General features: G+C 50.9%; 16 protein-coding genes, 5 tRNA genes and 2 rRNA genes. All 23 read right to left on the minus strand.

All coding sequences use genetic code 11. The features are described 5' to 3' along the window. Positions 1 to 3: 3 nt before the first annotated feature. The 23 genes from rpsG to U740_RS02140 all read right to left on the minus strand — a co-directional run bounded on the left by rpsG (position 4) and on the right by U740_RS02140 (position 25,508). The gene (rpsG, locus tag U740_RS02025; protein WP_036858676.1) at positions 4 to 474 is read right to left on the minus strand and encodes a 30S ribosomal protein S7; all 471 of its coding nucleotides are present in this window, start codon (positions 472 to 474) and stop codon (positions 4 to 6) included. A 95-nt stretch (positions 475 to 569) separates the two neighbouring features. Continuing rightward, positions 570 to 944, minus strand: coding sequence for a 30S ribosomal protein S12 (gene rpsL / locus U740_RS02030; protein WP_036858677.1), 375 nt, complete (start codon positions 942 to 944; stop codon positions 570 to 572). A 148-nt stretch (positions 945 to 1,092) separates the two neighbouring features. After that, entirely contained in the window at positions 1,093 to 5,310 is a 4,218-nt protein-coding gene (gene rpoC, locus U740_RS02035; protein WP_036858678.1) for a DNA-directed RNA polymerase subunit beta', read from the minus strand. 69 nt (positions 5,311 to 5,379) lie between these two features. Then, a complete protein-coding gene (gene rpoB / locus U740_RS02040; RefSeq protein WP_036861020.1) occupies positions 5,380 to 9,459 on the minus strand; it encodes a DNA-directed RNA polymerase subunit beta in 4,080 nt (1,359 codons plus the stop codon). Positions 9,460 to 9,660: 201 nt separating this feature from the next. After that, the gene (gene rplL / locus U740_RS02045; RefSeq protein ID WP_036858679.1) at positions 9,661 to 10,038 is read right to left on the minus strand and encodes a 50S ribosomal protein L7/L12; all 378 of its coding nucleotides are present in this window, start codon (positions 10,036 to 10,038) and stop codon (positions 9,661 to 9,663) included. Positions 10,039 to 10,086: 48 nt separating this feature from the next. Continuing rightward, positions 10,087 to 10,617, minus strand: a complete 531-nt coding sequence (gene rplJ / locus U740_RS02050; RefSeq protein WP_036858680.1) for a 50S ribosomal protein L10 — start codon at positions 10,615 to 10,617, stop codon at positions 10,087 to 10,089. A gap of 288 nt (positions 10,618 to 10,905) precedes the next feature. Beyond that, the gene (gene rplA, locus U740_RS02055; protein WP_036858681.1) at positions 10,906 to 11,601 is read right to left on the minus strand and encodes a 50S ribosomal protein L1; all 696 of its coding nucleotides are present in this window, start codon (positions 11,599 to 11,601) and stop codon (positions 10,906 to 10,908) included. Further along, the gene (gene rplK, locus U740_RS02060) at positions 11,602 to 12,033 is read right to left on the minus strand and encodes a 50S ribosomal protein L11 (RefSeq protein ID WP_036858682.1); all 432 of its coding nucleotides are present in this window, start codon (positions 12,031 to 12,033) and stop codon (positions 11,602 to 11,604) included. A 102-nt stretch (positions 12,034 to 12,135) separates the two neighbouring features. Beyond that, complete coding sequence (gene nusG / locus U740_RS02065) at positions 12,136 to 12,663, minus strand: transcription termination/antitermination protein NusG (RefSeq protein WP_036858683.1); 528 nt, start codon at positions 12,661 to 12,663, stop codon at positions 12,136 to 12,138. Positions 12,664 to 12,672: 9 nt separating this feature from the next. Then, positions 12,673 to 13,041, minus strand: coding sequence for a preprotein translocase subunit SecE (gene secE / locus U740_RS02070; RefSeq protein WP_036858685.1), 369 nt, complete (start codon positions 13,039 to 13,041; stop codon positions 12,673 to 12,675). A gap of 61 nt (positions 13,042 to 13,102) precedes the next feature. Then, positions 13,103 to 13,178, minus strand: a tRNA-Trp gene (locus tag U740_RS02075). Positions 13,179 to 13,268: 90 nt separating this feature from the next. Next, entirely contained in the window at positions 13,269 to 14,495 is a 1,227-nt protein-coding gene (gene tuf, locus U740_RS02080; RefSeq protein WP_036858686.1) for an elongation factor Tu, read from the minus strand. Between the two features lie 69 nt (positions 14,496 to 14,564). Further along, positions 14,565 to 14,640 (minus strand) — tRNA-Thr (locus tag U740_RS02085). 22 nt (positions 14,641 to 14,662) lie between these two features. After that, positions 14,663 to 14,736, minus strand: a tRNA-Gly gene (locus tag U740_RS02090). 257 nt (positions 14,737 to 14,993) lie between these two features. After that, positions 14,994 to 15,077 (minus strand) — tRNA-Tyr (locus U740_RS02095). Positions 15,078 to 15,144: 67 nt separating this feature from the next. After that, positions 15,145 to 15,220: transfer RNA gene (locus tag U740_RS02100), tRNA-Thr, on the minus strand. A 149-nt stretch (positions 15,221 to 15,369) separates the two neighbouring features. After that, entirely contained in the window at positions 15,370 to 16,116 is a 747-nt protein-coding gene (locus U740_RS02105; RefSeq protein WP_036858687.1) for an SPOR domain-containing protein, read from the minus strand. A 10-nt stretch (positions 16,117 to 16,126) separates the two neighbouring features. Next, positions 16,127 to 16,843, minus strand: coding sequence for a type III pantothenate kinase (locus tag U740_RS02110; RefSeq protein WP_036858688.1), 717 nt, complete (start codon positions 16,841 to 16,843; stop codon positions 16,127 to 16,129). Beyond that, on the minus strand, positions 16,840 to 17,808 hold the full coding sequence (gene birA, locus U740_RS02115) for a bifunctional biotin--[acetyl-CoA-carboxylase] ligase/biotin operon repressor BirA (RefSeq protein WP_036858690.1): 969 nt from the start codon (positions 17,806 to 17,808) through the stop codon (positions 16,840 to 16,842). Before birA ends, U740_RS02110 begins: the two co-directional genes overlap by 4 nt. A 9-nt stretch (positions 17,809 to 17,817) precedes the next feature. Further along, positions 17,818 to 18,618, minus strand: a complete 801-nt coding sequence (locus U740_RS02120; RefSeq protein WP_036858691.1) for a sulfite exporter TauE/SafE family protein — start codon at positions 18,616 to 18,618, stop codon at positions 17,818 to 17,820. Between the two features lie 260 nt (positions 18,619 to 18,878). After that, positions 18,879 to 21,440 (minus strand): EAL domain-containing protein, encoded by a 2,562-nt coding sequence (locus tag U740_RS02125; RefSeq protein ID WP_051921128.1) that lies wholly within the window; start codon positions 21,438 to 21,440, stop codon positions 18,879 to 18,881. A 916-nt stretch (positions 21,441 to 22,356) separates the two neighbouring features. Further along, positions 22,357 to 22,472, minus strand: a 5S ribosomal RNA gene (gene rrf / locus U740_RS02135). Between the two features lie 148 nt (positions 22,473 to 22,620). Beyond that, positions 22,621 to 25,508 (minus strand): 23S ribosomal RNA (locus tag U740_RS02140). Positions 25,509 to 25,713 lie beyond the last annotated feature (205 nt).

Here is a 25,713-nt window from a genome sequence, read left to right on the forward strand (position 1 = left end):
GAACTAGAACCGGAAGTGTGAGAACGCCTTGTTGGCTTCCGCCATACGGTGGACGTCTTCACGTTTCTTCACAGCACCACCCTTGTTCTGGTAGGCATCGACTATCTCGCCAGCCAGACGTTGGGACATGGATTTCTCACCACGATTACGGGCGTAGTCCACCATCCAGCGCATTGCCAGCGCAACACGGCGGGACGGACGTACTTCAACAGGCACCTGATAGGTTGCACCACCGACCCGGCGGGACTTAACTTCAACCATCGGCGCAATATTATCCAGCGCTGTCTCAAAAGCCATCACAGGATCTTCTTTCAAACGGGTTTGAACCACTGTCAGCGCACCGTAAACGATACGCTCGGCAACAGATTTTTTACCACTTACCATGACGTGGTTCATAAACTTTGCCAACGTTACATTACCGAATTTTGGATCAGGTAAAATTTCGCGTTTGGCGACAACTCTTCTTCTAGGCATAGTCTGCTCTTCTCTTCAGGGCTATCCGGGATTCACTGGGCGCTGACGCGCACCCGGCCTTACTCAGTTCTTCTTACCGACACACAGTACGTCCGTTATTTTTTGGGACGTTTGGTACCATATTTGGAACGACGTTGTTTGCGATTATTCACGCCAGCGGTATCCAGGCTGCCTCGCACGGTGTGATAACGAACACCCGGCAAATCCTTGACACGACCACCACGAATCAGAACCACGCTGTGCTCTTGCAGGTTATGCCCTTCGCCACCAATGTAAGAACTGACTTCGTAACCATTTGTCAGGCGAACCCGGCAAACTTTACGCAGTGCCGAGTTTGGTTTTTTTGGCGTTGTTGTATAAACGCGGGTACAAACACCGCGACGCTGGGGACAAGCTTGCAATGCAGGAACGTCGCTCTTGGCAACTCTGCGTTTCCTCGGCTTACGAACCAACTGATTGATCGTTGCCATTCATTAACTCCAGATATAAAAACGCCTTCGCGCAGAAGGCTCCAATAAATAGATCCAGATAGCTGGACCCCACTTTAGGGAGGCGGCATTCTAAAGACAGAGAACCTGCGAGTCAAGCGGCCCGTACGGGCCGCTTGCAAAGCAAATTTTATTCGTCGCTCGAATTCAGCGCCTCGCTTAATGCTGCCTCAATATCGCTGGCACTCACCGTTGTTTCACCAATAACTTCCCGGGCTTCGCGACGCTGCTTGTGATAGGTAAGACCCGTACCCGCTGGCACCAGACGCCCCACCACCACATTTTCTTTCAAGCCGCGCAGGAAATCAGCTTTACCGGTAACAGCGGCCTCGGTGAGAACTCGCGTTGTCTCCTGGAAGGATGCGGCTGAAATAAAGCTTTCCGTAGCCAGCGAGGCCTTGGTTATACCCAGTAACAGGCGCTCAAATTTAGCTGGAGTTTTACCATCGTTGTAGAGCGCTTCGTTCTCCTCCAGGACGCGGTTGTACTCCACCTGCTCACCTTTTACGAACGATGAGTCACCCATATCGCTAATCTCGACCTTGCGCAGCATCTGGCGAACAATGACCTCAATATGCTTGTCATTGATCTTTACGCCCTGCAGACGGTAGACGTCCTGAATTTCATTGACGACATACTTCGCCAGCGAATCCACACCCTGCAAACGCAAAATATCGTGAGGGTTGGCAGGCCCGTCAGCTATCACCTCCCCTTTCTCGACATGCTCACCCTCGAACACGCCCAACTGACGCCATTTGGGGATCAGCTCTTCGTAGAAGGGACTTCCGTCTGGCAATGTCTGGCCATCCGTCGGGGTAATCACCAAACGGCGCTTACCCTTGGTTTCCTTACCAAAGGTAACAGTACCAGTCACCTCGGCGAGAATGGCGGGATCCTTGGGACGACGCGCTTCAAACAAATCCGCTACCCGGGGCAAACCACCGGTGATATCACGGGTTTTCGACCCCTCCTGAGGGATCCGCGCAATAACATCACCCGCACCAACCCGGCTCCCATTGCTGACGCTGAGAAGGGCGTGGGTAGGCAGCATGTAGTGTGCTGGAACAGTCGAGCTGGGGAAGGTCATCTCCTTGCCCTTGTCATCCAGCATAGTCACCATCGGCTTGAGATCCTTGCCTGCAGATGGGCGCTCATTGGGATCCAATACGGCAATATTGGAAAGGCCGGTCAGCTCATCCGTTTGCGTACGGGTACTGAGCCCCTCTTCCATACCGGAGAACGCTATATGGCCTGCCACTTCTGTAATAATCGGGTGGGTGTGGGGGTCCCAGTTGGCCACCACTTCACCCGCCTGTACCCTAGCGCCCTCTTTCACATTGATCGTAGCACCATAGGGTAGCTTGTAGCGTTCGCGCTCGCGGCCATTTTCATCCGCCAGAGCCAGTTCACCCGACCGTGAAACGGCAACCAGTTCGCCGTTTTCACGCTCGACCACCTTGATATTAACAAGCCGCACAGTGCCACTCATTTTTACCTGGATGCTGTCCACAGCAGAGGCGCGTGACGCCGCACCACCAATGTGGAAGGTCCGCATTGTCAACTGGGTACCAGGTTCACCGATGGACTGGGCTGCGATAACCCCGATAGCTTCTCCAGGGTTGACCATGTGGCCTCTGGCGAGATCACGACCATAGCAGACAGAGCAAATACCAAAACGGGTTTCACAGGTAATGGGGGAGCGAACGACCAGCTCATCGATACCCATTGCCTCAATGCGATCAACCCATTTTTCGTCAATCATAAGGCCAGCTTCAATGGCGATATCATTGGATCCCGCTTTCATCACATCCACTGCCACCACCCGACCCAAGATCCGGTCACCGAGTGATTCAATAATGTCACCGCCTTCGATGACCGGAGTCATCAGCAGCCCTTCGCTGGTACCGCAGTCATGCTCAACCACCACCAGGTCTTGGGACACATCCACCAAACGCCGTGTCAGATAACCGGAGTTAGCCGTTTTCAGAGCGGTATCGGCAAGACCCTTCCGGGCACCGTGAGTAGAGATAAAGTACTGCAACACGTTCAGCCCTTCACGGAAGTTTGCAGTGATGGGCGTTTCAATGATCGAACCATCCGGACGAGCCATCAGGCCGCGCATGCCAGCCAGCTGACGAATCTGGGCGGGAGAACCCCTCGCCCCGGAGTCGGCCATGATATAGACAGAGTTGAATGACTCCTGCTCCACCTCGACGCCATCCCGGTTGATAACCGGCTCGGTGCTGATGACATCCATCATGGATTTGGCGACCTGGTCATTCGCACGAGACCAGATATCGATCACCTTGTTATATTTTTCACCCTGGGTCACCAAGCCCGAGGAAAACTGGCTTTCAATTTCCAATACCTCGGCATCAGCTCGGGCAATGATTTCACCCTTGGCTTCGGGAATAGTGAAGTCATTAACTCCAATGGAAACCCCTGATTTGGTGGAGAAATCGAAACCGGTATACATCAGCTGGTCGGCAAAAATGACGGTGGCCTTCAGACCAACATCGCGATAGCAACGGTTGATAATGCGGGAGATCGCCTTTTTGGTCATCGGCTGATTAACCAAGTCGAAACTCAGGCCCTCCGGAACGATACCCCAGAGCAGCGCACGACCGACTGTCGTGTCAGCTATAAAGGTACGCGCCAGACGCTCACCTTCTTCGCTGAAGGTAACTTCGTGGATACGAACTTTTACCTTTGCCTGCAAATGCGCGTGCTTGCCGTAATAAACACGGGAAACTTCCTGAAGGCTACCAAACACCCGGCCTTCACCCTGCGCATTGATCCGCTCACGGGTCATGTAATAGAGACCCAACACAACATCCTGAGACGGCACAATAATCGGCTCACCACTAGCGGGAGACAGGATGTTGTTGGTGGACATCATCAACGCCCGGGATTCCAGCTGCGCTTCCAGAGTCAGGGGAACATGGACCGCCATCTGGTCGCCGTCAAAGTCGGCGTTGTAGGCCGCACAGACCAACGGGTGCAATTGAATAGCTTTACCTTCAATCAGCACCGGCTCAAACGCCTGAATGCCGAGACGGTGAAGTGTTGGAGCCCGATTGAGCAAGACGGGATGTTCGCGGATCACATCATCAAGAATATCCCAAACCACCGACTCTTCACGCTCAACCATTTTCTTAGCCGCTTTAATGGTGGTTGCCAATCCACGCAACTCCAGCTTCGAGAAGATAAAGGGCTTGAACAGCTCCAGCGCCATACGCTTTGGCAGGCCACATTGATGCAGACGCAAGGTCGGGCCGACAACAATCACTGAACGCCCCGAATAGTCCACGCGCTTGCCCAGCAGGTTCTGACGGAAACGACCCTGCTTACCCTTGATCATATCTGCCAGTGATTTCAACGGACGCTTGTTTGAACCGGTGATGGCCCGGCCGCGACGACCATTATCCAGCAGGGCGTCGACGGCCTCCTGCAGCATACGTTTTTCATTTCGCACGATGATATCGGGGGCATTCAGCTCCAGCAGGCGCTTCAAACGGTTGTTACGGTTAATAACCCGGCGGTACAGATCGTTCAAATCGGAGGTGGCGAAGCGGCCACCATCCAGCGGAACCAACGGACGCAGGTCCGGTGGCAATACCGGCAGCGCCTCCATTACCATCCATTCCGGTTTATTGCCCGAGTGCAGGAAAGCCTCCAGCAATTTCAGCCGCTTGGACAATTTCTTGATTTTCGTTTCAGAACGGGTATTGGGAATTTCCTCACGGATATCTGCAATTTCCTGCTCCAGATCGAGATCCTTCATCAGCTTCTGAATGCCCTCGGCACCCATCGTAGCTTCGAAGTCATCACCGAAATCTTCCATGGCCTGAAAATATTCTTCATCGGTGAGCAGGTTGCCGCGTTCAAGCGTCGTCATGCCTGGGTCGGTAACCACAAATGATTCGAAGTAGAGAACACGCTCGATTTCACGCAGGGTCATATCCAGCATCAAACCAATGCGGGAAGGTAGCGATTTCAGGAACCAGATATGGGCGACCGGACAGGCCAGCTCAATGTGACCCATACGATCCCGACGCACTTTGGCCAGTGTGACCTCGACACCACATTTCTCACAAACGATACCGCGGTGCTTCATGCGCTTATATTTGCCGCAGAGACATTCATAATCCTTTACCGGACCAAAAATCTTGGCGCAAAACAAACCTTCCCGCTCGGGCTTGAAGGTACGGTAGTTAATAGTCTCCGGCTTTTTCACTTCACCATATGACCAGGACCGGATCATGTCCGGTGATGCCAGGCCAATACGTATGGCGTCAAACTCGCCGGTTTGATCCTGTGACTTGAGCAGATTCAGTAAGTCTTTCAATGCCTTTCTCCAGTGGGTGCTAGCTTTGCGCGGCGGACATTGGGTCCGCCCCCAACCTAATAATGACCGTTACTCGTTTTCCAACTCGATGTTGATAGCAAGCGAGCGTATTTCCTTAACCAACACGTTGAAGGATTCCGGCATGCCGGGCTCCATGCTGTGATCGCCATCCACAATGTTTTTATACATTTTGGTACGACCATTCACATCATCGGACTTGACTGTGAGCATTTCCTGCAAGGTATAGGCAGCGCCATATGCCTCGAGCGCCCACACCTCCATTTCACCAAAGCGCTGGCCCCCAAACTGGGCTTTACCGCCCAGTGGCTGCTGGGTGACCAGACTGTAGGACCCCGTTGAGCGGGCATGCATTTTGTCATCTACCAAGTGATTCAGTTTCAGCATGTACATATAACCGACGGTTACAGGTCGCTCAAACTGATCACCGGAACGTCCGTCATAGAGCGTCATTTGCCCGCTTTCCGGCAGATCGGCCAGAGCCAGCAGGGCCTTGATTTCTTCCTCCTGGGCACCATCAAATACGGGCGTCGCCATCGGCACACCTTTGCGCAGGTTGTTGGCCAGCTCACCTATTTCCTTATCTGAAAGCGTATTCAACTCGACCGGACTGGTACCGAGACCCACGTCGTAGATCTGCTGCAGGAACTTGCGAATCTCGACAGTTTTCTGCTGAGCCTGGATCATACGATCGATTTTCTCACCCAGCCCCTTGGCGGCGAGCCCCATGTGGGTCTCAAGGATCTGGCCAACATTCATCCTTGACGGCACGCCAAGTGGGTTCAAAACCACGTCGACAGGCACGCCGTTTTCGTCAAAAGGCATATCTTCGACGGGCATGATCACGGAGATAACACCCTTGTTACCGTGACGGCCCGCCATTTTATCGCCAGGCTGAATGCGACGCTTGACGGCCAGATAAACCTTGACAGTTTTCAGCACACCGGGAGCAAGATCATCACCACTTTGCAGCTTGCTCTTTTTATCCTGATAACGCTCATCAAGTATTTTGCGGCGCTCGGTCAACAGCTCCTCTGCCCTGGCAACCTGTTCGTTCAGAGCGTCTTCGTTCATCCGCAACTTGAACCATTCTTCACTGGTATAAGCAGCGACGATTTCTTCCGTCAGCTTGTCGCCTTTTTTGAGACCGGGAGCCTTAACCACAGGCTGCCCTACCAATGCGGCACTCAACCGTTCAAAAGTGGCATTTTCCATAATGCGATATTCATCATTCAGGTCCTGACGGAACTGATCCAGTGCAGCCTTCTCGATTTGCAGAGAGCGCTGATCCTTTTCCAACCCGTCACGGGTGAACACCTGTACATCAATCACCGTACCCTTGGTACTTGAGGGAACTCTCAGGGAGGTGTCTTTCACATCAGAGGCTTTTTCACCAAAGATGGCACGGAGCAACTTCTCCTCCGGCGTCAGCTGGGTTTCGCCCTTCGGCGTGACCTTGCCCACCAGAATATCGCCGGCCGAAACCTCGGCGCCAATATAGACAATTCCGGACTCATCGAGACGGGACAGCGCCGCCTCACCGACATTGGGAATGTCGGCAGTAATCTCTTCTGCCCCAAGTTTGGTATCACGCGCAGTACAGGTCAGTTCCTGAATATGAATAGTGGTAAAGCGATCCTCCTGAACCACCCGTTCTGAAATCAGAATCGAGTCCTCAAAGTTGTAGCCATTCCAGGGCATGAAGGCGATACGCATATTCTGGCCCAACGCCAGTTCACCCATATCCACAGACGGGCCATCGGCAAGAATATCACCGCGAGCTATAACATCGCCCTGACGGACAATCGGTCTTTGATTGATACAGGTATTCTGGTTGGAACGGGTGTACTTGGTGAGGTTATAAATATCAACACCAGCATCGCCAGATTCAACTTCATCATCATTGACACGCACAACAATCCGGCTGGCGTCAACGTTCTCAATGACACCACCGCGACGACCGACTACACAGACACCGGAGTCCGATGCCACATGGCGCTCAAAACCGGTTCCCACCAGCGGCTTTTCAACCACCAGCGTCGGCACTGCCTGACGCTGCATATTGGAACCCATCAATGCGCGGTTGGCATCATCGTGTTCCAAGAACGGAATCAGCGCTGCTGCAACCGACACGACCTGCTGGGGAGACACATCCATATAGTGAACATCTTCCGGCGGTTTAACCGTAAATTCACCAATGTGACGAACATTGACAAGCTCATCGTTGAGCTCACCTTTCTCATTGACAGAAGCAGAGGCCTGAGCGATAACAAAATTGGATTCGTTAATCGCCGACAGATATTCGATCTGATCAGTCACCTTGCGGTCAATCACCTTCCGGTAAGGCGTCTCGAGAAAGCCGTAACTGTTGGTACGAGCATAGGCTGCCAAGGAGTTGATCAAACCAATATTTGGACCCTCGGGCGTTTCAATAGGACACACACGGCCATAATGCGTAGGGTGTACGTCACGAACCTCAAAACCGGCGCGCTCCCGGGTAAGACCACCTGGGCCCAATGCCGACACACGACGTTTGTGGGTAACCTCCGACAACGGGTTGTTCTGGTCCATAAACTGGGACAGTTGACTGGAGCCGAAAAATTCTTTCATCGCAGCAGCGACGGGCTTGGCATTGACCAGATCCTGGGGCATCAACCCTTCGGATTCTGCCACAGAGAGGCGCTCTTTGACCGCACGCTCGACACGAACTAGGCCAATGCGGAACTGATTTTCGGCCATCTCCCCCACTGAACGAATTCGGCGGTTACCCAGGTGATCGATATCATCCACCACACCTTTACCGTTGCGAATGTCGATCAGAACCTTCATCACGTCGACAATATCTTCGCGGCTCAGGGTACCTTCACCCACTTCCTCTTCACGACCGAGACGACGGTTAAACTTCATCCGCCCTACACCGGACAGATCATAACGCTCCAGACTGAAAAACAGATTGTTGAACAGGTTTTCAGCAGATTCCTTGGTCGGCGGTTCGCCGGGACGCATCATCCGGTAAATTTCTACCAGCGCTTCAAGCTGGGTACGACTACTGTCACTGCGCAAGGTGTCAGAAACAAATGGACCACAGTCAAGATCATTCGTATAGATCGTCTCAACCGACTTCAGTCCGGCTTCGCGCAACTTATCGAGGGCTTCCTGGGTAATTTCAGTATTACACTCAAGCAACAGCTCTCCAGTGTTTGGATCCACCAGATCTTTTGCGAGAGGACGACCGTAAAGGTAGTCGGTGGGCACCTCGAGCTTGCTGACATTCTCTTTTTCCAACTCACGAATATGGCGCGCCGTGATCCGACGCCCCTCTTCAACAATAACCTTGCCGCCCTTGCCCTTGATATCAAATGCGGCGATATCGCCCCGCAGACGGGAGGGAACCAGATCCAGTGAGTAACTGCCGTCTTTAGCCAGGTTGAATGTGCTGGTTTCAAAAAACATTCCCAGCATTTCTTCTGAGCTGAACCCAAGCGCACGCAACAGGATAGTTGCCGGCAATTTACGGCGCCGGTCAATACGCACAAACACCAGGTCTTTCGGATCAAACTCGAAATCCAGCCAGGAACCACGGTAGGGAATAATCCGTGCGGAATACAGCAGCTTGCCGGAGGAGTGGGTTTTACCCTTATCGTGATCGAAAAACACGCCTGGCGAGCGGTGTAGCTGGGAAACAATAACCCGCTCGGTACCATTGATGATAAAGGTACCGTTATCTGTCATCAGGGGAATTTCCCCCATATAGACTTCCTGCTCTTTAATATCCTTGATTGCCTTGTTGGCAGACTCCTTGTCATAAATAACCAGACGCACACGAACTCTGAGCGGCACAGCGAAGGTAACACTGCGTAGCTTACACTCCTCTTCATCGAAGGATGGCTTGCCCAGCACGTAGTCAACATACTCGAGACTCGCATTACCTGAGTAGCTCACAATCGGAAAGACAGAATTAAATGCAGCATGCAGACCGGCATCCATCCGTTGCTCAACGGGAACACCTTTCTGTGTAAAATTTCGGTAGGAGTCGAGCTGAATCGCAAGAAGGAAAGGCAGGTCCATTACCTGTGGCAATTTGCCAAAATCCTTGCGAATACGTTTTTTCTCAGTGTACGAGTAAGCCATCATATTCCCCAGCACGTTCACTTGGTCCAATCGACCATCCAGCATTGCCCGGCTTTGCAGCCGTCCGGCCTTTTAACAAAAAGGCCTTGTCGATCCCGCTTTAGGCATCTGCCATAAGCAGGAAAAGGCCGGAGGGCGAAATCGCCCACCAGCCTGTGCCTGATAGATTATCAGACAACCAGCGCGTCAAACCCGTAGAACTTACTTAAGTTCGACAGTTGCGCCAGCCTCTTCCAGTTCTTTCACGGCTGCGTCTGCATCCGCTTTGGAAACGCCTTCTTTAATAGCGGAGGGCGCACCGTCAACCAGGTCTTTGGCTTCTTTCAGCCCCAGACCAGTCAGGCTGCGAACAACCTTGATCACGTTGACTTTCTTCTCGCCTGCGGCGTTCAGAATAACGTCAAACTCGGTTTTCTCCTCGACTTCCGCAGCAGCCGCGGCAGCCGGTGCAGCAGCAACTGAAACAGCAGCAGCGGCAGATACACCAAATTTTTCTTCCATAGCTGATACGAGTTCCACAACGTCCATGACGCTCATTTCAGCAATTGCGTTCAAAATGTCATCTTTTGATAGAGCCATGACTCAATCTCCTGATAAAAAGTAAATTAAAGTAAACGATGTCGCCGATTAAGCAGCTTCCTGCTTTTGATCGCGAACAGCCGCTACAACACGTGTCACTTTGGTGGGGACTTCGTTGAACGTGCGAGCCAGTTTGGTAACTGGAGCAATCATTACGCTGACCAGCATTCCCAGAGCTTGCTCTCGGGTCGGCAGGGTAGCCAGAACGTCAACTTGTTCCTTACTCAACAGTTGTCCACTGACGGACAGCGCCTTGATCTCAAATTTGTCATTGGTCTTGGCAAATTCTTTGAACAGGCGAGCGGCAGCACCCGGATCCTCCATAGAGAAACCGAACAGTGACGGACCAGTCAGCACATCAGTCACGCATTCAAAATCCGTACCCTGAAATGCACGCTTCGCAAGTGTGTTGCGAATGACACGCAGGTCGATATTTTGTTCGCGAGCCTTCGCGCGGAGCTCAGTCATGTTCGTCACGTTGACGCCGCGAGCGTCAGCGATTACCAGTGACAATGCATTGCCAGCAGTCTCGTTAACTAGAGCGACGATCGCTTTTTTGTTTTCGAGATTCAATGCCACGAGATTATCTCCTGGATTTAATAGATCACCCCCGGGGGGAGCTCTCTACTGGTTTAAGCATCGATAAAATTACTATCGATACCGTTTCGGTGATCAAATCCAGCCAAAATATACTGAACCGGGTCACACCGTCTGCGTAGGCGTTTTTTTCAACGACGGTTACAGGAACCTGAAAATCACATTAGACCCCAAGGGGCACCTACGGTCTTTGACGGCCCGGGCGCGCCCAATAAAGCTCGCCACCCAGACCCCAAAGTTATTTAGGGGCTTGTATACTGCCCCCCGTCATCAAGCCTCCAGAGAGGCCTGATCAATAATCAATCCTGGCCCCATAGTGCTGGAGATTGTTACTTTCTTCACATAGATGCCTTTGGCAGAAGCTGGCTTGATCTTTTTCAAATCGGCAATCAATGCTTCAAGGTTCTGCTTCAATGCACCAGCCTCAAAAGACAAGCTGCCAATGCCACCATGAATAATGCCGTTTTTGTCAGCACGGAAACGCACCTGCCCGGCTTTGGCATTTTTTACTGCAGTCACCACATCGGGGGTCACTGTGCCAGTTTTTGGATTAGGCATCAGGCCGCGGGGACCGAGCACCTGACCAAGCTGACCAACCACCCGCATTGCCGCAGGGTCTGCAATCACAACATCAAAATCCATATTACCGGCTTTGATCTGCTCAGCCAGGTCCTCCATTCCGACCAGATCGGCGCCGGCAGCCCTGGCCGCTTCGGCAGAATCACCTTGGGTAAATACCGCCACACGTACGGTCTTGCCCGTGCCGTTAGGCAACGTGGTTGCACCGCGTACTGCCTGATCGGATTTACGGGGATCAATTCCCAGATTTACAGCCACATCAACGGTTTCAGTAAATTTGACGCTGGAGAATTCTTTCAGCAATGCAATGGCTTCACTGATGGGATACAGCTTACCAACTTGCACTTTTTCCTGGATCGCACGAACACGCTTGGACGGCTTAGCCATTTACACACCCTCCACATCAAGACCCATTGCACGAGCGGAGCCGGCAATGGTTCGAACAGCAGCATCCATATCAGCTGCGGTGAGATCAGCCATTTTGGTATTGGCAATCTCTTCCAACTGAGCACGCGTCACTTTGCCCACTTTGACTGTATTGGGCCGACCACTACCACTTTTGATACCCGCTGCTTTTTTCAGCAAAAAAGATGCTGGTGGGGTTTTCATGGTAAACGTGAAGCTGCGATCACTATAAACAGTAATTACGACAGGCACCGGGGCACCGGGCTCCATTCCCTGAGTCTGGGCGTTGAATGCCTTGCAGAACTCCATAATGTTAACGCCGCGCTGACCCAGCGCAGGACCTACCGGCGGGCTGGGGTTAGCTTGTCCAGCGGCCACCTGAAGCTTGATGTAAGCATCAATTTTCTTTGCCATCTTGGTTTCTCCTCTAATGGGTATTAACGCCTCAGGACTTTGACGTCCGTCACTGGCTCCCCGTCACCACCCCCCATGGGAAGCGACAATACAATTATTGCTTCAGGCTTTTTCCACCTGGGTAAACTCCAGCTCAACCGGTGTGGAACGACCAAAAATCGATACCGAAACCCTCAGTCGACTCTTATCGTAGTTAACCTCTTCCACAACACCATTGAAATCGTTAAACGGCCCATCAGTTACCCTGACAACCTCACCGGCTTCGAACACGGTTTTTGGTCTCGGCTTATCTTCCGAATCCTGCACGCGCTGCAGGATCATTTCTGCTTCTTTGTCCGTGATAGGTGCGGGCTTGTCTGCCTTACCACCAATGAAGCCCATAACTCTGGGCGTTTCTTTCACCAAGTGCCAGGTATCATCACCGAGTTCCATCTGCACCAGCACATATCCCGGGAAAAATTTTCGTTCACTTTTGCGTTTTTGACCGCCCCTAATCTCCACCACCTCTTCAGTGGGAACCAGGATTTCGCCAAAACGATCTTCCATACCATACAGAGCCACACGCTCTCTCAGAGCAGCGGCAACTTTCTTTTCGTAGCCTGAATAGGCGTGAACGACATACCAGCGCATCTGAACCTCTTAGCCAATAACCATTGTGGCGAGCCAACCGAATAGTGTGTCGAGACCCCAGAGAATCAGCGACATCACGAGCACCACCACAACCACCATCAGGGTTGTTTGATTACGCTCCTGCCGTGTTGGCCAGACCACCCGACGCGCTTCCGTGTAGGCACCGCGCAACAGGGTAATAAAACCGTCACCTTTACGGGTTTGCAGTGCAACAAAGCCAGCCACCAAGGCTACTGCCAGTATCGCTATAACCCGATATAACAGCGACTCTGTTGCAAAATAATAGTTGCCGTAGATAGCGGCGCTGACCAGCAGCACGACAAGCAGCCATTTGAGGCCATCTAATCGATACTGCTTTTCTTCCGTTGCCGAACTCATTCTCGGATAGCACCCCTACTGACCGGGCCCGCCTTTTGCAGAGGGCACACAGGATTAAGATTGGCAGGCCAGGAGGGACTCGAACCCCCAACAGCCGGTTTTGGAGACCGGTGCTCTACCAATTGAACTACTGGCCTGTCGCGTCACCTTAAAACAAAACTAACTTGACCATGGGGCTGAAACTGCGAAAACGCACTTCAACCACAGGGTTCATTCAAAAAACACCATTACTCAATAATTTTAGCGACCACGCCGGCACCGACCGTGCGGCCACCTTCACGAATCGCAAAGCGCAACCCGTCTTCCATCGCAATCGGCGCAATCAGCGTCACTGTCATCTGGACGTTATCTCCAGGCATAACCATTTCCACACCCTCAGGCAGCTCACAGGCGCCTGTCACATCCGTGGTACGGAAGTAGAACTGCGGACGGTAGCCCTTGAAGAACGGCGTGTGACGCCCTCCCTCGTCCTTGGACAGCACGTAAACCTCTGCCTCAAACTTGGTATGCGGCTTGATGCTGCCCGGCTTACACAAGACCTGACCGCGCTCAACGTCATCACGCTTCGTTCCGCGAAGCAGAACACCTACGTTCTCACCAGCACGACCTTCGTCCAGCAGCTTCCGGAACATCTCAACACCGGTGCAGACTGTCTTGGTGGTATCCCGGATACCCACAATCTCGATCTCTTCGCCCACTTTGACAACACCGCGCTCAACGCGACCCGTCACCACTGTGCCACGCCCAGAGATCGAAAATACGTCTTCGATCGGCATCAGGAACGGCTGGTCAATCGCACGCTCCGGCTCAGGAATATAGGCATCCAGCGCCTCGACCAGCTTGCGGACCGCCGTGGTACCCAGCTCGTTGTCGTCTTCACCGTTCAGCGCCATCAGGGCTGAACCGGCAATAATAGGGGTATCGTCACCCGGGAAGTCATAGGCATCCAGCAGCTCACGGAGCTCCATTTCAACCAGTTCGATCATCTCATTGTATTCTTCAGAGCCAACACCACCGCAATCTTCTGCCAGCAGGTCCGCCTTGTTCAGAAACACCACAACGTAAGGAACACCCACCTGACGGGACAGCAGGATATGCTCCCGGGTTTGCGGCATCGGGCCATCCGTCGCGCCACACACCAGAATCGCACCATCCATCTGTGCAGCACCGGTGATCATGTTCTTCACATAGTCGGCGTGACCCGGGCAGTCAACGTGTGCGTAGTGACGGCTCGGAGAATCGTATTCAACATGGGATGTCGCAATCGTGATACCGCGCTCGCGCTCTTCCGGCGCATTATCAATACCATCAAAGGCCATCGCCGAGCCACTGCCCCAAGTTTCGAAACAAACCCGCGTCAGCGCCGCTGTCAGGGTCGTCTTACCGTGGTCAACGTGGCCAATCGTGCCAACGTTTACGTGGGGCTTGTTACGTTCAAACTTTGCTTTTGACATGACGAGCACTCCTCATTAAAACTGGCACCTGAGATAAAAACACCACGGAGCATACCCGGGGAGAAAAACTGGAGCTCATAACCGGATTTGAACCGGTGACCTCTTCCTTACCAAGGAAGTGCTCTACCGACTGAGCTATATGAGCAAAAACACACCTAGACAGGCATTGGAGCGGGTAGCGGGAATCGAACCCGCATCATCAGCTTGGAAGGCTGAGGTTCTACCACTGAACTATACCCGCTACGCTTACAACACTCCGTCAAATAATAAAGTGTCGATTGACTGCTCAATCGACACCAACCCCGTCAGGGGTAATTACCTTATTCACATTTGCTCGAGAAGATAGACCATTTAACCCTTTAAATAATATCCGTCTTCTTTATGCCAACCTGAGATCACTCCTCAACAGCGATTGCCTAGCTGCCGAGGCACAGTGCTATTCGCGCTCCCGGGTAAGGCATATCAGGCACACCAACCTATCGTGCCTGCTCTAAAATCTGGTGCAGGGGGGTGGATTCGAACCACCGAAGCTTTCGCGTCAGATTTACAGTCTGATCCCTTTGGCCGCTCGGGAACCCCTGCGAAAAAGGCTGGACATTGTCCATGCCATCAGTTTGGCTGTCAAACAGGTCGCCAAAACTGAACTAATTGGAGCTGGCGAGAGGAGTCGAACCCCCGACCGGCTGATTACAAGTCAGCTGCTCTACCAACTGAGCTACGCCAGCTCTATAAAAACCCCGCTATTAAATCGGGAGCGCGATTCTAGTGAAAGTTGACACTATAATCAACCATTGCCGCAATCTGGATGACTGTTTTCCACTTTTAAACCTGTCGTCACATGAGCAGCCCTATTGCCGGGGGATCTGAAGTCGCCTTATTCAATCGGGACCAGATCAACACAAGCCTCATTAATAACCTGTCGTCCAATATTTTTATCTTGCTGATCGAGGACGTCTGCCAGGTCTTTCGGTATCTGCTGTTCCGAGTACCGGCGCAGCTGCAACCAAAGCTCTTCTCGCGTGCTGACACGGGGAACGATCACCACGGGATACCCCTGATCTGCCAGCTCCCGCTGATAGTGTTCCATATTGCTTTTATCACTGAATACCCCGAGGGTGATCCCATTTCTGTATTCACCTTCGGCAATCAAAAAACTATCAATCTCCTTGCTTCGCAAGTCTTTGAGCATCTTGCTGGCTTCCGCTTGAGAGCCGAGAGGCGGGATAATCAACCAATAACCCTCGCTAATTGTGGTGGCCCGCCAAACAAGCTCTTCACCATAACGGTAGGGCGACAGCTGCTGATAGAGTTCCTGAGGATTGACATCGACCAGGGGACCGATAAGCAGGCAAAGATTGGATTCTCGGGCATTATCGAGCGACAAGGCATCTATAGCGGTGCGTGTATGGTTATTATCCGATATCGGCTGCTGGTCAGATGCCTCTTCAGGCCTAGCAGGCACCTCCCCCACCAACAGGAGCGAGGCATAGTTGTCATTCTCTTGATAGGCCAATCCGGTTTGCACACTATCAAGTTGACCTGCACGAAAGACGGCCCCGTTGTAGAACCAATAGCCCGCCACGAAGTTGATTAAAATCAAAACAAAAAACAGCCAGCGCACTGGTCAACGCCTACGGAAACATGACTTCAAGACCGTCCAACACCAAATCTCTAACATAAATGCAATCTCCACCCAGAGCACCGATGAGCGCGGAGCCGTCTCCACCAGTGACGATGACTTTTACGGGCTGTGTATTTGTCTGCAAGGTCGCCCTTGATGCCTCAATCAGTGTCTTGATCATCAAATATGCGCCATGACTTACCGCTTCACCAGTTGTTTTCCCCGGCAAACAATCCGCAATCGAAAGAGGCTCAAGCCGAATATTACTGGTTCCCCGATTAAGCGATTGATAAATCATCGAGAACCCGGGCACGATGTAGCCGCCGAGGTGATAACCTTGCCCATTGAGCAAATCCACCGTGATAGCCGTACCTGCATCCACGACGACACAGGCACCTTTAAACTGATCTCGCACAGCCAGCAGCGCCAGCCAGCGATCCACCCCCATGGATGAAGGCTCAAGATAACCGCAGTGCACTCCTGCGGCTTCACGGGTGGTTCTGGCCTGCTGCAATCGGCACCCCCACTGGGCTGCCTGCTTCTCAAGCTCCTCAACGACAGTCCTGCCACCTACACTGGAAAGACGAATTCGAGTGGGAAGCCCCTCTGTTTCAACCGCCGCCAGCAGAGTTTTGATATCTGTGACCGGCGGCTTGCAATCAGGCACTCCATTCTTGACGACTCGCCATTTGATTCGACTGTTTCCTGTGTCGATGTCGATAATCATCCTGCGCTCCTGACACTGATTTCGCCACCACTGAAAAGCTTGATCTCTTCACCAACCTCCAGTTTCAATGCCCCGCTCTCGTCCACGCCTCTGGCAATACCCTGAATCGTTTTATTCATCAGCAACAGGCTGACTTCTTTGTCGGCATTGATATCAGATTGCAACCACTCCTCACGATAGGCTTCAAATCCAACCTCATGAAAATTTGCCAGCAAGGCCATCATTTCTTCAATGATGGCGGCAGCCAATCCATTTCGACTTACCGGCTGCCCCGATACTGAGCGGATGTCTGTCCACGGCTGATCGATAAGTTTACCGTTTTTATCGGACATACCCAGATTGATACCAACGCCCACAACCACTTGGCAGAAGCCGGAGGGGTCACCCAGAATCTCCAACAAAATCCCGCCCACCTTTTTGTTTTCCAGGAATAAATCGTTCGGCCATTTGAACATCAGCCCATCGACGCCACAGGACTTAATGGCACGCCTTACGGCCACACCAACCGCAAGACTCAGACCTTCTAGCACCTGCACACCACCGTCATACCCCCAGCCCAGGGAGAGATAGATATTCCTGCCAAAGGGGCTTACCCACTGTCTTCCCCGCCGTCCACGACCTGCTGTTTGCTGCTCGGCAAGCACGATCAGACCGGTGGCATCACCCCGCTCAGCTGCATGTCGAACCAGATCATTGGTTGAGGACACAGACGACTCAATTCGCAGTTCCTTGATAAGCGACCCGGAAGTCTGCGAAAGACTGTGGATCAGTGTATTTTTATCGAATAATTCCAGCTCTGTCATAAGACAGTAGCCGCAACCTCGGTGTGATTTAACATCAAGGCCCATTTGCTCGATTTTCTGTATTTGTTTCCAGACCGCCGCTCTTGAAATACCCAGCAGCCTGCCAAGTTCCTCACCCGAGTGAAAATGGCCATCACAAAGTATTTTCAGCAAACTATTCATGTGCGCCCATCAAACTCCGAGATTACGCCAGATAAACCGCACACCTATGATCAGCAATAACAATGCAAAACTGCGACGAAGAATCTCACCGGGCAGTCGATGCGCGGCTCGCGCACCGACTCTCGCGAATATCGTACTGGCGACAATGATTCCAAAAAATGCCGGGAGATAAATAAACCCGATTGCCCCGTCCGGCAGATCCGGTTCACCAACACCCTGCCACCAGTATGTCAGCGCCCCACTAACCGCAATGGGCAGCCCGCAGGCAGCAGAGGTAGCCACGGCATTTTTCATCGGCACTCGCACCCAGGTTAAATACGGGACCGTGAGCGAGCCTCCACCTATCCCGAACAGGCTTGCAACAAAACCAACCACTGCACCCACCATGCTTTGCCCTGCTCGACCGGGCATATTGGCACCACCGGTAGGACTGAGCGCGAATGCCATTTTTAACGCCACGAGACAAAGAAATATACCGAAAGCGAGTTGAAGTGCTGCGCCCGAAATACTGACCGCAAAAACAGCACCCAAAGCAGCACCAATACAAATACCGGGTGTCAACCACCCGGCAAGTGTCCACAGGACGGCACCGTGTTTGTGATGGGATAAAATTGAACTCACCGACGTCACCACGATGGTGGCCAGCGATGTACCGATAGCCAGATGAGTCAGCACCGCCTGAGTCATACCCTGGGCTGTGAAGGTGAAGATAAGAATAGGGACGATAACAACACCACCCCCCAGACCGAACAGCCCACTGATCAGACCTGCGGTAGCACCGAGGCAAAGGTACAACAGGTAAATATCCACGCCAACTCCTGCATATCAGACACTATTCAGCATTATGCCCGAAATAAAAAGTGAGAGAGGCAAACGATAATACGAATAAGGTAGTTATACACGACAGACATTCAGGAGACTTTCTTGAGAAGGGCGTGACAGAAATCTTTTTTTACGGCAAGAAAGGGCCTAACTACAAAAGTGGTTTTACTTTTGAGTTTCAGCTGGAAGTGCACGCACTATCCAATGATTTAAACCTGGCCTGCGATATTCCAAAAATCATTCGAAAATTATTCGCGCAAAACGTCCTCCAAAGGCGCGGGACGAGCAATTTCATAACCTTGCGCATAGTCAACACCAATCTCTATCAGAACATCCAGAATAGCTTTGCTTTCAACATACTCCGCCACAGTCTGGAACCCCAAGGCATGCGCCAGATCGTTAATCATCTTGACCATCGTATAACTGGCCTTATCCTTCGCTATATCTTTGACCATGGAACCATCAATTTTCAACATATCGATAGGTAAGGACTTCAGGTAAGGAAACGATGAAAAACCACTGCCGAAATCATCCAACACAACTTGTGCACCTGTTGCCCTTATGGACTTCATGAAATAGCAAGCTTCGGCAATATTCCTAATGGTGGCGGTTTCAGTAACCTCAAACTTGATTTTTCCAGGGGCTATAGATCCGCTTTCAAGTTCTGCAATAATAAAATCGAGCAGCGATTGATCAGCAATAGACGCACCCGACAGATTGATACTAAACCCACCGATTTGTTGAATTCGTTTCGGGTTACACTTGATCCAGTCGAATACCTTGTTGATCACATAGCGATCCAGTCTTGCAGATTGATTGAAGCGCTCCACAGAGGGCAGGAAACTGGCCGGTGAAATTATCTCACCGGTTACGCCATCAGGGAGCCGAATCAATACCTCAAAATGACAGACTTCCCCTTTTATTTTTTCCGCATGCCGCTTTAACGGGACAATAGGCTGCAAATAAATTCTGAATAGATCATCAGCCAATGCGGCGTTAATCTTCGGCACCCAGTCAACTTCTGTTCTGTGCCGGGACACGCCTTGCGAGCCTTCATGATAAAAATGGATTCTGTTTTTTCCCTGCTCTTTTGCGCTATAACATGCCACATCAACCTGTTTGAGCAACTCCGCAGAATCATGTTCATGTCCGGATACTTCTACAATACCGATACTGGCACCAACAACATAGGATTTGTCATCCCAGACAAACTCCAACTTCTGTATGCTATTTAATATATTGGACACTATTTTGTCTGCATGAATAGAGTCGCAATCAAATAAAATAAGACCAAACTCATCTCCACCCAGGCGAGCTGCAACGTCCTTGGCACGGATTCCCCCCTTCAAAACCTGCCCTACACCCTTGAGCAACAGATCTCCTGCCAAGTGCCCACCGGTGTCGTTCAAGACCTTGAAATGATCAAGGTCTATGAAACATAACGAGTGAATGGATCCATTTTGTTTGGCTGCGGACACTGCCTGATCAAGTTTTAACTCAAATGCCTTTCGGTTCGCGAGGCCTGTTAAGTGGTCGTGCGATACTTCGTATTTTAACTGTTTGGTTAGCGCCCTGGCTTTTGAGATATCTTCTTGTATACCTACAAAATTAATAGTGCAGCCGTCTTGATCCTTAATTGGAAATATCTGACTTCGTGCCCAGTAGGTACTTCCGTCTTTCCTCGCGTTTTCTAATTCACCCTGCCACTGATCACCGGCCCCAAGTTTACGCCACAGTGAGTTATAGGTTTTTTTAGGTGTATTGCCCGAACTGTTAATATTCATTTTTTTACCAATAAGCTCTTCCTGAATATAACCACTCATTTCACAGTATCGCGGGTTAACATATTCAATTCTGGTTTCCCTGTCTGTTATAACAACCGCATTTGGGCTGGACTCCACCACAGCAGACAGTTTACTCAAGCTTTCCTGATTACTGAGTATTTCAATTTCCGGGGCAACTCGAAGGGCGACGATCCTCAGAAGATGCCGAGCCAGCTCCGCTTGGGAAGAATCTATTGGAGCATCGTAAAGTACGTTGATCAGGCCAAGAATTTCGCCCGACGACGAATATAAGCAGACACCAACGTATGCATGCGCACACCCATCCTGTTGCGCTAGCAACAGGGTGTTCGGATATGTCTGATAGAGCTGATCGAGAATCAGACAATCATCGTTTTTAATCGTCGCATTGCAAGGCATGCCAGCTAGTGGATAACAGATGTTATCAACGCGTTGGCTACTGGATAGAAAACTAATTGTCTGGATAGCATCTTTCGTGGCCGCCAGTTTCCCAATTGCAACCCACTGAGCTTTCAGATCACGCGCGAGGAAAAGAGCCAAGGAGTCGAAGAAATCCTGTCGAGTCTTTGAAAAACTTTCCTTCATAACGTTTATCAGTGCTCTTCGACCAACAGTCTCTGTAGTAACATCACGTATGGTTGCAATTGTGATATTACCTTCTGGCCCAATTATCGGACTCAGGAACACCTCGACATATATTTTCTCGCCCATTCTATTAAATAGGGCGTATTGTTTCCGGGATTTCCTCACGGGGCCAGTAGAAATTTTTTTTAGAAAAATTTCTCTGAAGCGGCTGTATAGTTGACGCAGCCTTGAAGGCAGCAGGTCTTCAACAGTCATTTCAAGAAATTCGTTTCGGTGGTAGCCAAATAATTCCTGGGCTTTCTTATTCACCTGTACGATTTTGCCATTCTCCTTAATGGCTATTATTGGATCATGAAGAACTGCCAAAAAAGAAAGTATTGACTCTGCATGCTCAGGTTTGTGGTTCTCATAAAAGCTCTCCACCTTCCCACTCCCCTAATCAAACAGAATAATAATCACTGCACTGCAGACTTGAAAAAATTTTAATTATATTGACGCATATTTTAGAGCATATAAAGCGTCTTAAATGAAGATATATTGTTAATTTAATGTGTGCAATGGCAACACAATATAACTATACCAAACCGATAAATAATATCAGAATTTATCTGGACCAATCCCAGCAGTTAGTTGTTTCCAGCCCATCGCTCGATATGGGACTACATACAAAACCATCTTCAAATGAGCATAAAATAGAACGTTTTGGCACAAATCTAACCATTTAGACCTATATTCAATTTCTTAAACCATCATGATCTTAGTAATGTTCGTCACCAGATAGGATGATGAACATGAAGAAGCTATTCACTGAAAAACTTGAAACCGAGGCTGGTTCTGCGACAGCCAGCTCGCGGGAATACAACATTTCGGGCGCGATATTCTACACCTGACGAAAGAAGGACAGCGGACTTATGGTCTTTGAAGCCCACCCCCTAAACACTTTGGAAGAAGGGGACACCCGGCTCAAAAAAATTGCTGTTGAAGACAACGATATTCGAGCACATACCCTGTTCGCAAGCCAGGTATTCACGCCAACGATGCAATACCAGCATCAACGCCTGGAAAACCGATGCAGAATAGTTATATCTAAAGCTTTAACGGAAAATTTCGGAATCAACGCATAAAGAAACACTGGCTCCAGGAGCTCGCCCACACCCTGAAGAATATCAGCCATTGATGCTTCGGCGACAATGAACAGCTACCACTTTAATCCAGTTTAAAATAAGGGCATAAATAAAGCATCAACTGTCCGTTGCGACTTAGGGTGCTTACCCCATCAAACCAACTAAATTGAAAATAAAAAGGCCCAACCGAGCTAACGATTGGGCCTTGGGATAGAACCTGACGATGACCTACTCTCACATGGGGAAACCCCACACTACCATCGGCGCTAAGCGGTTTCACTTCTGAGTTCGGGAAGGGATCAGGTGGTTCACGCTTGCTATTGTCGTCAGGAAAACTGGTTAAAGTACAAAGCAATCAGACCGGCTAAACCAGTCAATTGAAGACGACTATTGCCTTGCACTCAAATTAAGTCGATAAAAATGTTAAAGCAGCGAGTGATTCTTGGGACACATGTCCGTAATGCAATCATTTCTATTATATGGTCAAGCCTCACGGGCAATTAGTACTGGTTAGCTCAACGCCTCACAGCGCTTCCACACCCAGCCTATCAACGTCGTAGTCTTCAACGGCCCTTTAGGGGACTCAAGGTCCCAGGGAGATCTAATCTTGGAAGGGGCTTCCCGCTTAGATGCTTTCAGCGGTTATCCTGTCCGAACGTAGCTACCGGGCAATGCCACTGGCGTGACAACCCGAACACCAGAGGTTCGTCCACTCCGGTCCTCTCGTACTAGGAGCAGCTTTCCTCAAATCTCCAACGCCCACGGCAGATAGGGACCGAACTGTCTCACGACGTTCTAAACCCAGCTCGCGTACCACTTTAAATGGCGAACAGCCATACCCTTGGGACCGGCTTCAGCCCCAGGATGTGATGAGCCGACATCGAGGTGCCAAACACCGCCGTCGATGTGAACTCTTGGGCGGTATCAGCCTGTTATCCCCGGAGTACCTTTTATCCGTTGAGCGATGGCCCTTCCATACAGAACCACCGGATCACTAAGACCTACTTTCGTACCTGCTCGACGTGTCAGTCTCGCAGTCAAGCACCCTTATGCCTTTGCACTCATAGCATGATTTCCGACCATGCCGAGGGTACCTTCGTGCTCCTCCGTTACTCTTTGGGAGGAGACCGCCCCAGTCAAACTACCCACCAGACACTGTCCCCGACCCGGATAACGGGCCAAGGTTAGAACCTCAAACATACCAGGGTGGTATTTCAAGGTTGGCTCCATGCAATCTAGCGATCACACTTCAAAGCCTCCCACCTATCCTACACAAATAGGTTCAAAGTTCAGTGCCAAGCTATAGTAAAGGTTCACGGGGTCTTTCCGTCTAGCCGCGGGAACGCTGCATCTTAACAGCGATTTCAATTTCACTGAGTCTCTGGTGGAGACAGCGCCGCCATCGTTACGCCATTCGTGCAGGTCGGAACTTACCCGACAAGGAATTTCGCTACCTTAGGACCGTTATAGTTACGGCCGCCGTTTACCGGGGCTTCGATCAAGAGCTTCGCCGAAGCTAACCCCATCAATTAACCTTCCGGCACCGGGCAGGCGTCACACCCTATACGTCCACTTACGTGTTTGCAGAGTGCTGTGTTTTTAATAAACAGTCGCAGCGGCCTGGTCACTTCGGCTGCCAACAGCTTACGGAGCAAGTCCGATCACCATCAGCAGCGCACCTTCTCCCGAAGTTACGGTGCCATTTTGCCTAGTTCCTTCACCAGAGTTGTCTCAAGCGCCTTGGTATTCTCTACCTGACCACCTGTGTCGGTTTAGAGTACGGTCTCTTGTTACCTGAAGCTTAGAAGCTTTTCTTGGAAGCATGGCATCGATCACTCGGCTCAAAAGAGAGCCTCGCCATCACATCTCAGCCTTAAGGACCCGGATTTACCTAAGTCCTCAGCCTACTTGCTTAGATCGGGACAACCATCGCCCGTCTGATCTAGCCTACTCCGTCCCTCCATCGCAGTAACAAGAGGTACAGGAATATTAACCTGTTTCCCATCGACTACGCCTTTCGGCCTCGCCTTAGGGGCCGACTAACCCTGCCCTGATTAGCATGGGACAGGAAACCTTGGTCTTCCGGCGAGGGGGTTTTTCACCCCCTTTATCGTTACTCATGTCAGCATTCGCACTTCTGATACCTCCAGCAAACCTCACAGTTCACCTTCAACGGCTTACAGAACGCTCCTCTACCATGCAAGCAAGCTTGCATCCACAGCTTCGGTTATCAGTTTGAGCCCCGTTAAATCTTCCGCGCAGGCCGACTCGACTAGTGAGCTATTACGCTTTCTTTAAAGGATGGCTGCTTCTAAGCCAACCTCCTAGCTGTCTTTGCCTTCCCACATCGTTTCCCACTTAACTGATATTTGGGACCTTAGCTGGTGGTCTGGGTTGTTTCCCTTTTCACGACGGACGTTAGCACCCGCCGTGTGTCTCCCGTGATTGCACTCACCGGTATTCGTAGTTTGCATGGGGTTGGTAAATCGAGATGACCCCCTAGCCCAAACAGTGCTCTACCCCCGGTGGTGAGACACGAGGCGCTACCTAAATAGCTTTCGAGGAGAACCAGCTATCTCCGGGCTTGATTAGCCTTTCACTCCGATCCACAGGTCATCTCCTAATTTTTCAACATTAGTGAGTTCGGTCCTCCAGTTAGTGTTACCCAACCTTCAACCTGCCCATGGATAGATCGCCCGGTTTCGGGTCTACTCCCAGCAACTAAACGCCCTATTAAGACTCGATTTCTCTACGGCTCCCCTAATCGGTTAACCTTGCTACTGAAAGTAAGTCGCTGACCCATTATACAAAAGGTACGCAGTCACAGAACAAGTCTGCTCCTACTGCTTGTACGCATACGGTTTCAGGATCTATTTCACTCCCCTTACAGGGGTTCTTTTCGCCTTTCCCTCACGGTACTGGTTCACTATCGGTCAGTTGGTAGTATTTAGCCTTGGAGGATGGTCCCCCCATGTTCAGTCAAGATAACACGTGTCCCGACCTACTCGATTTCACTCAAAACATTCTTTTGTGTACGGGGCTATCACCCTTTATTGCGGAACTTTCCAGAACCTTCCACTAAAATGTAATGAGCTTAAGGGCTACTCCCCGTTCGCTCGCCGCTACTTAGGGAATCTCAATTGATTTCTTTTCCTCTGGGTACTTAGATGTTTCAGTTCCCCAGGTTCGCCTCATACACCTATGTATTCAGTGCATGATACCCGCCTTATGACGGGTGGGTTTCCCCATTCGGAAATCTCCGGATCAAAGCTTGTTTGCCAGCTCCCCGAAGCTTATCGCAGGCTCCTACGTCCTTCATCGCCTCCAACTGCCAAGGCATCCACCGTATGCGCTTAGTCGCTTGACCATATAAGACAAACGACTGCATTTACGAATTATGACTTTGCTATTTTTTTGATAGCAAGTACTCGCCGGACAGGTGTATTCAAGAATACACTCGCCTTATTAGTACAGCTTTAACATTTTTATCTTTTTAAAGAACGTCTGGCAAAAAACCAGTATTAAGCCATCCAAAATAACTTAATACTGACTTCTAAAGAGCAGCAAAACAG

This window comes from Porticoccus hydrocarbonoclasticus MCTG13d (assembly GCF_000744735.1).
Taxonomy (GTDB): domain Bacteria; phylum Pseudomonadota; class Gammaproteobacteria; order Pseudomonadales; family Porticoccaceae; genus Porticoccus; species Porticoccus hydrocarbonoclasticus.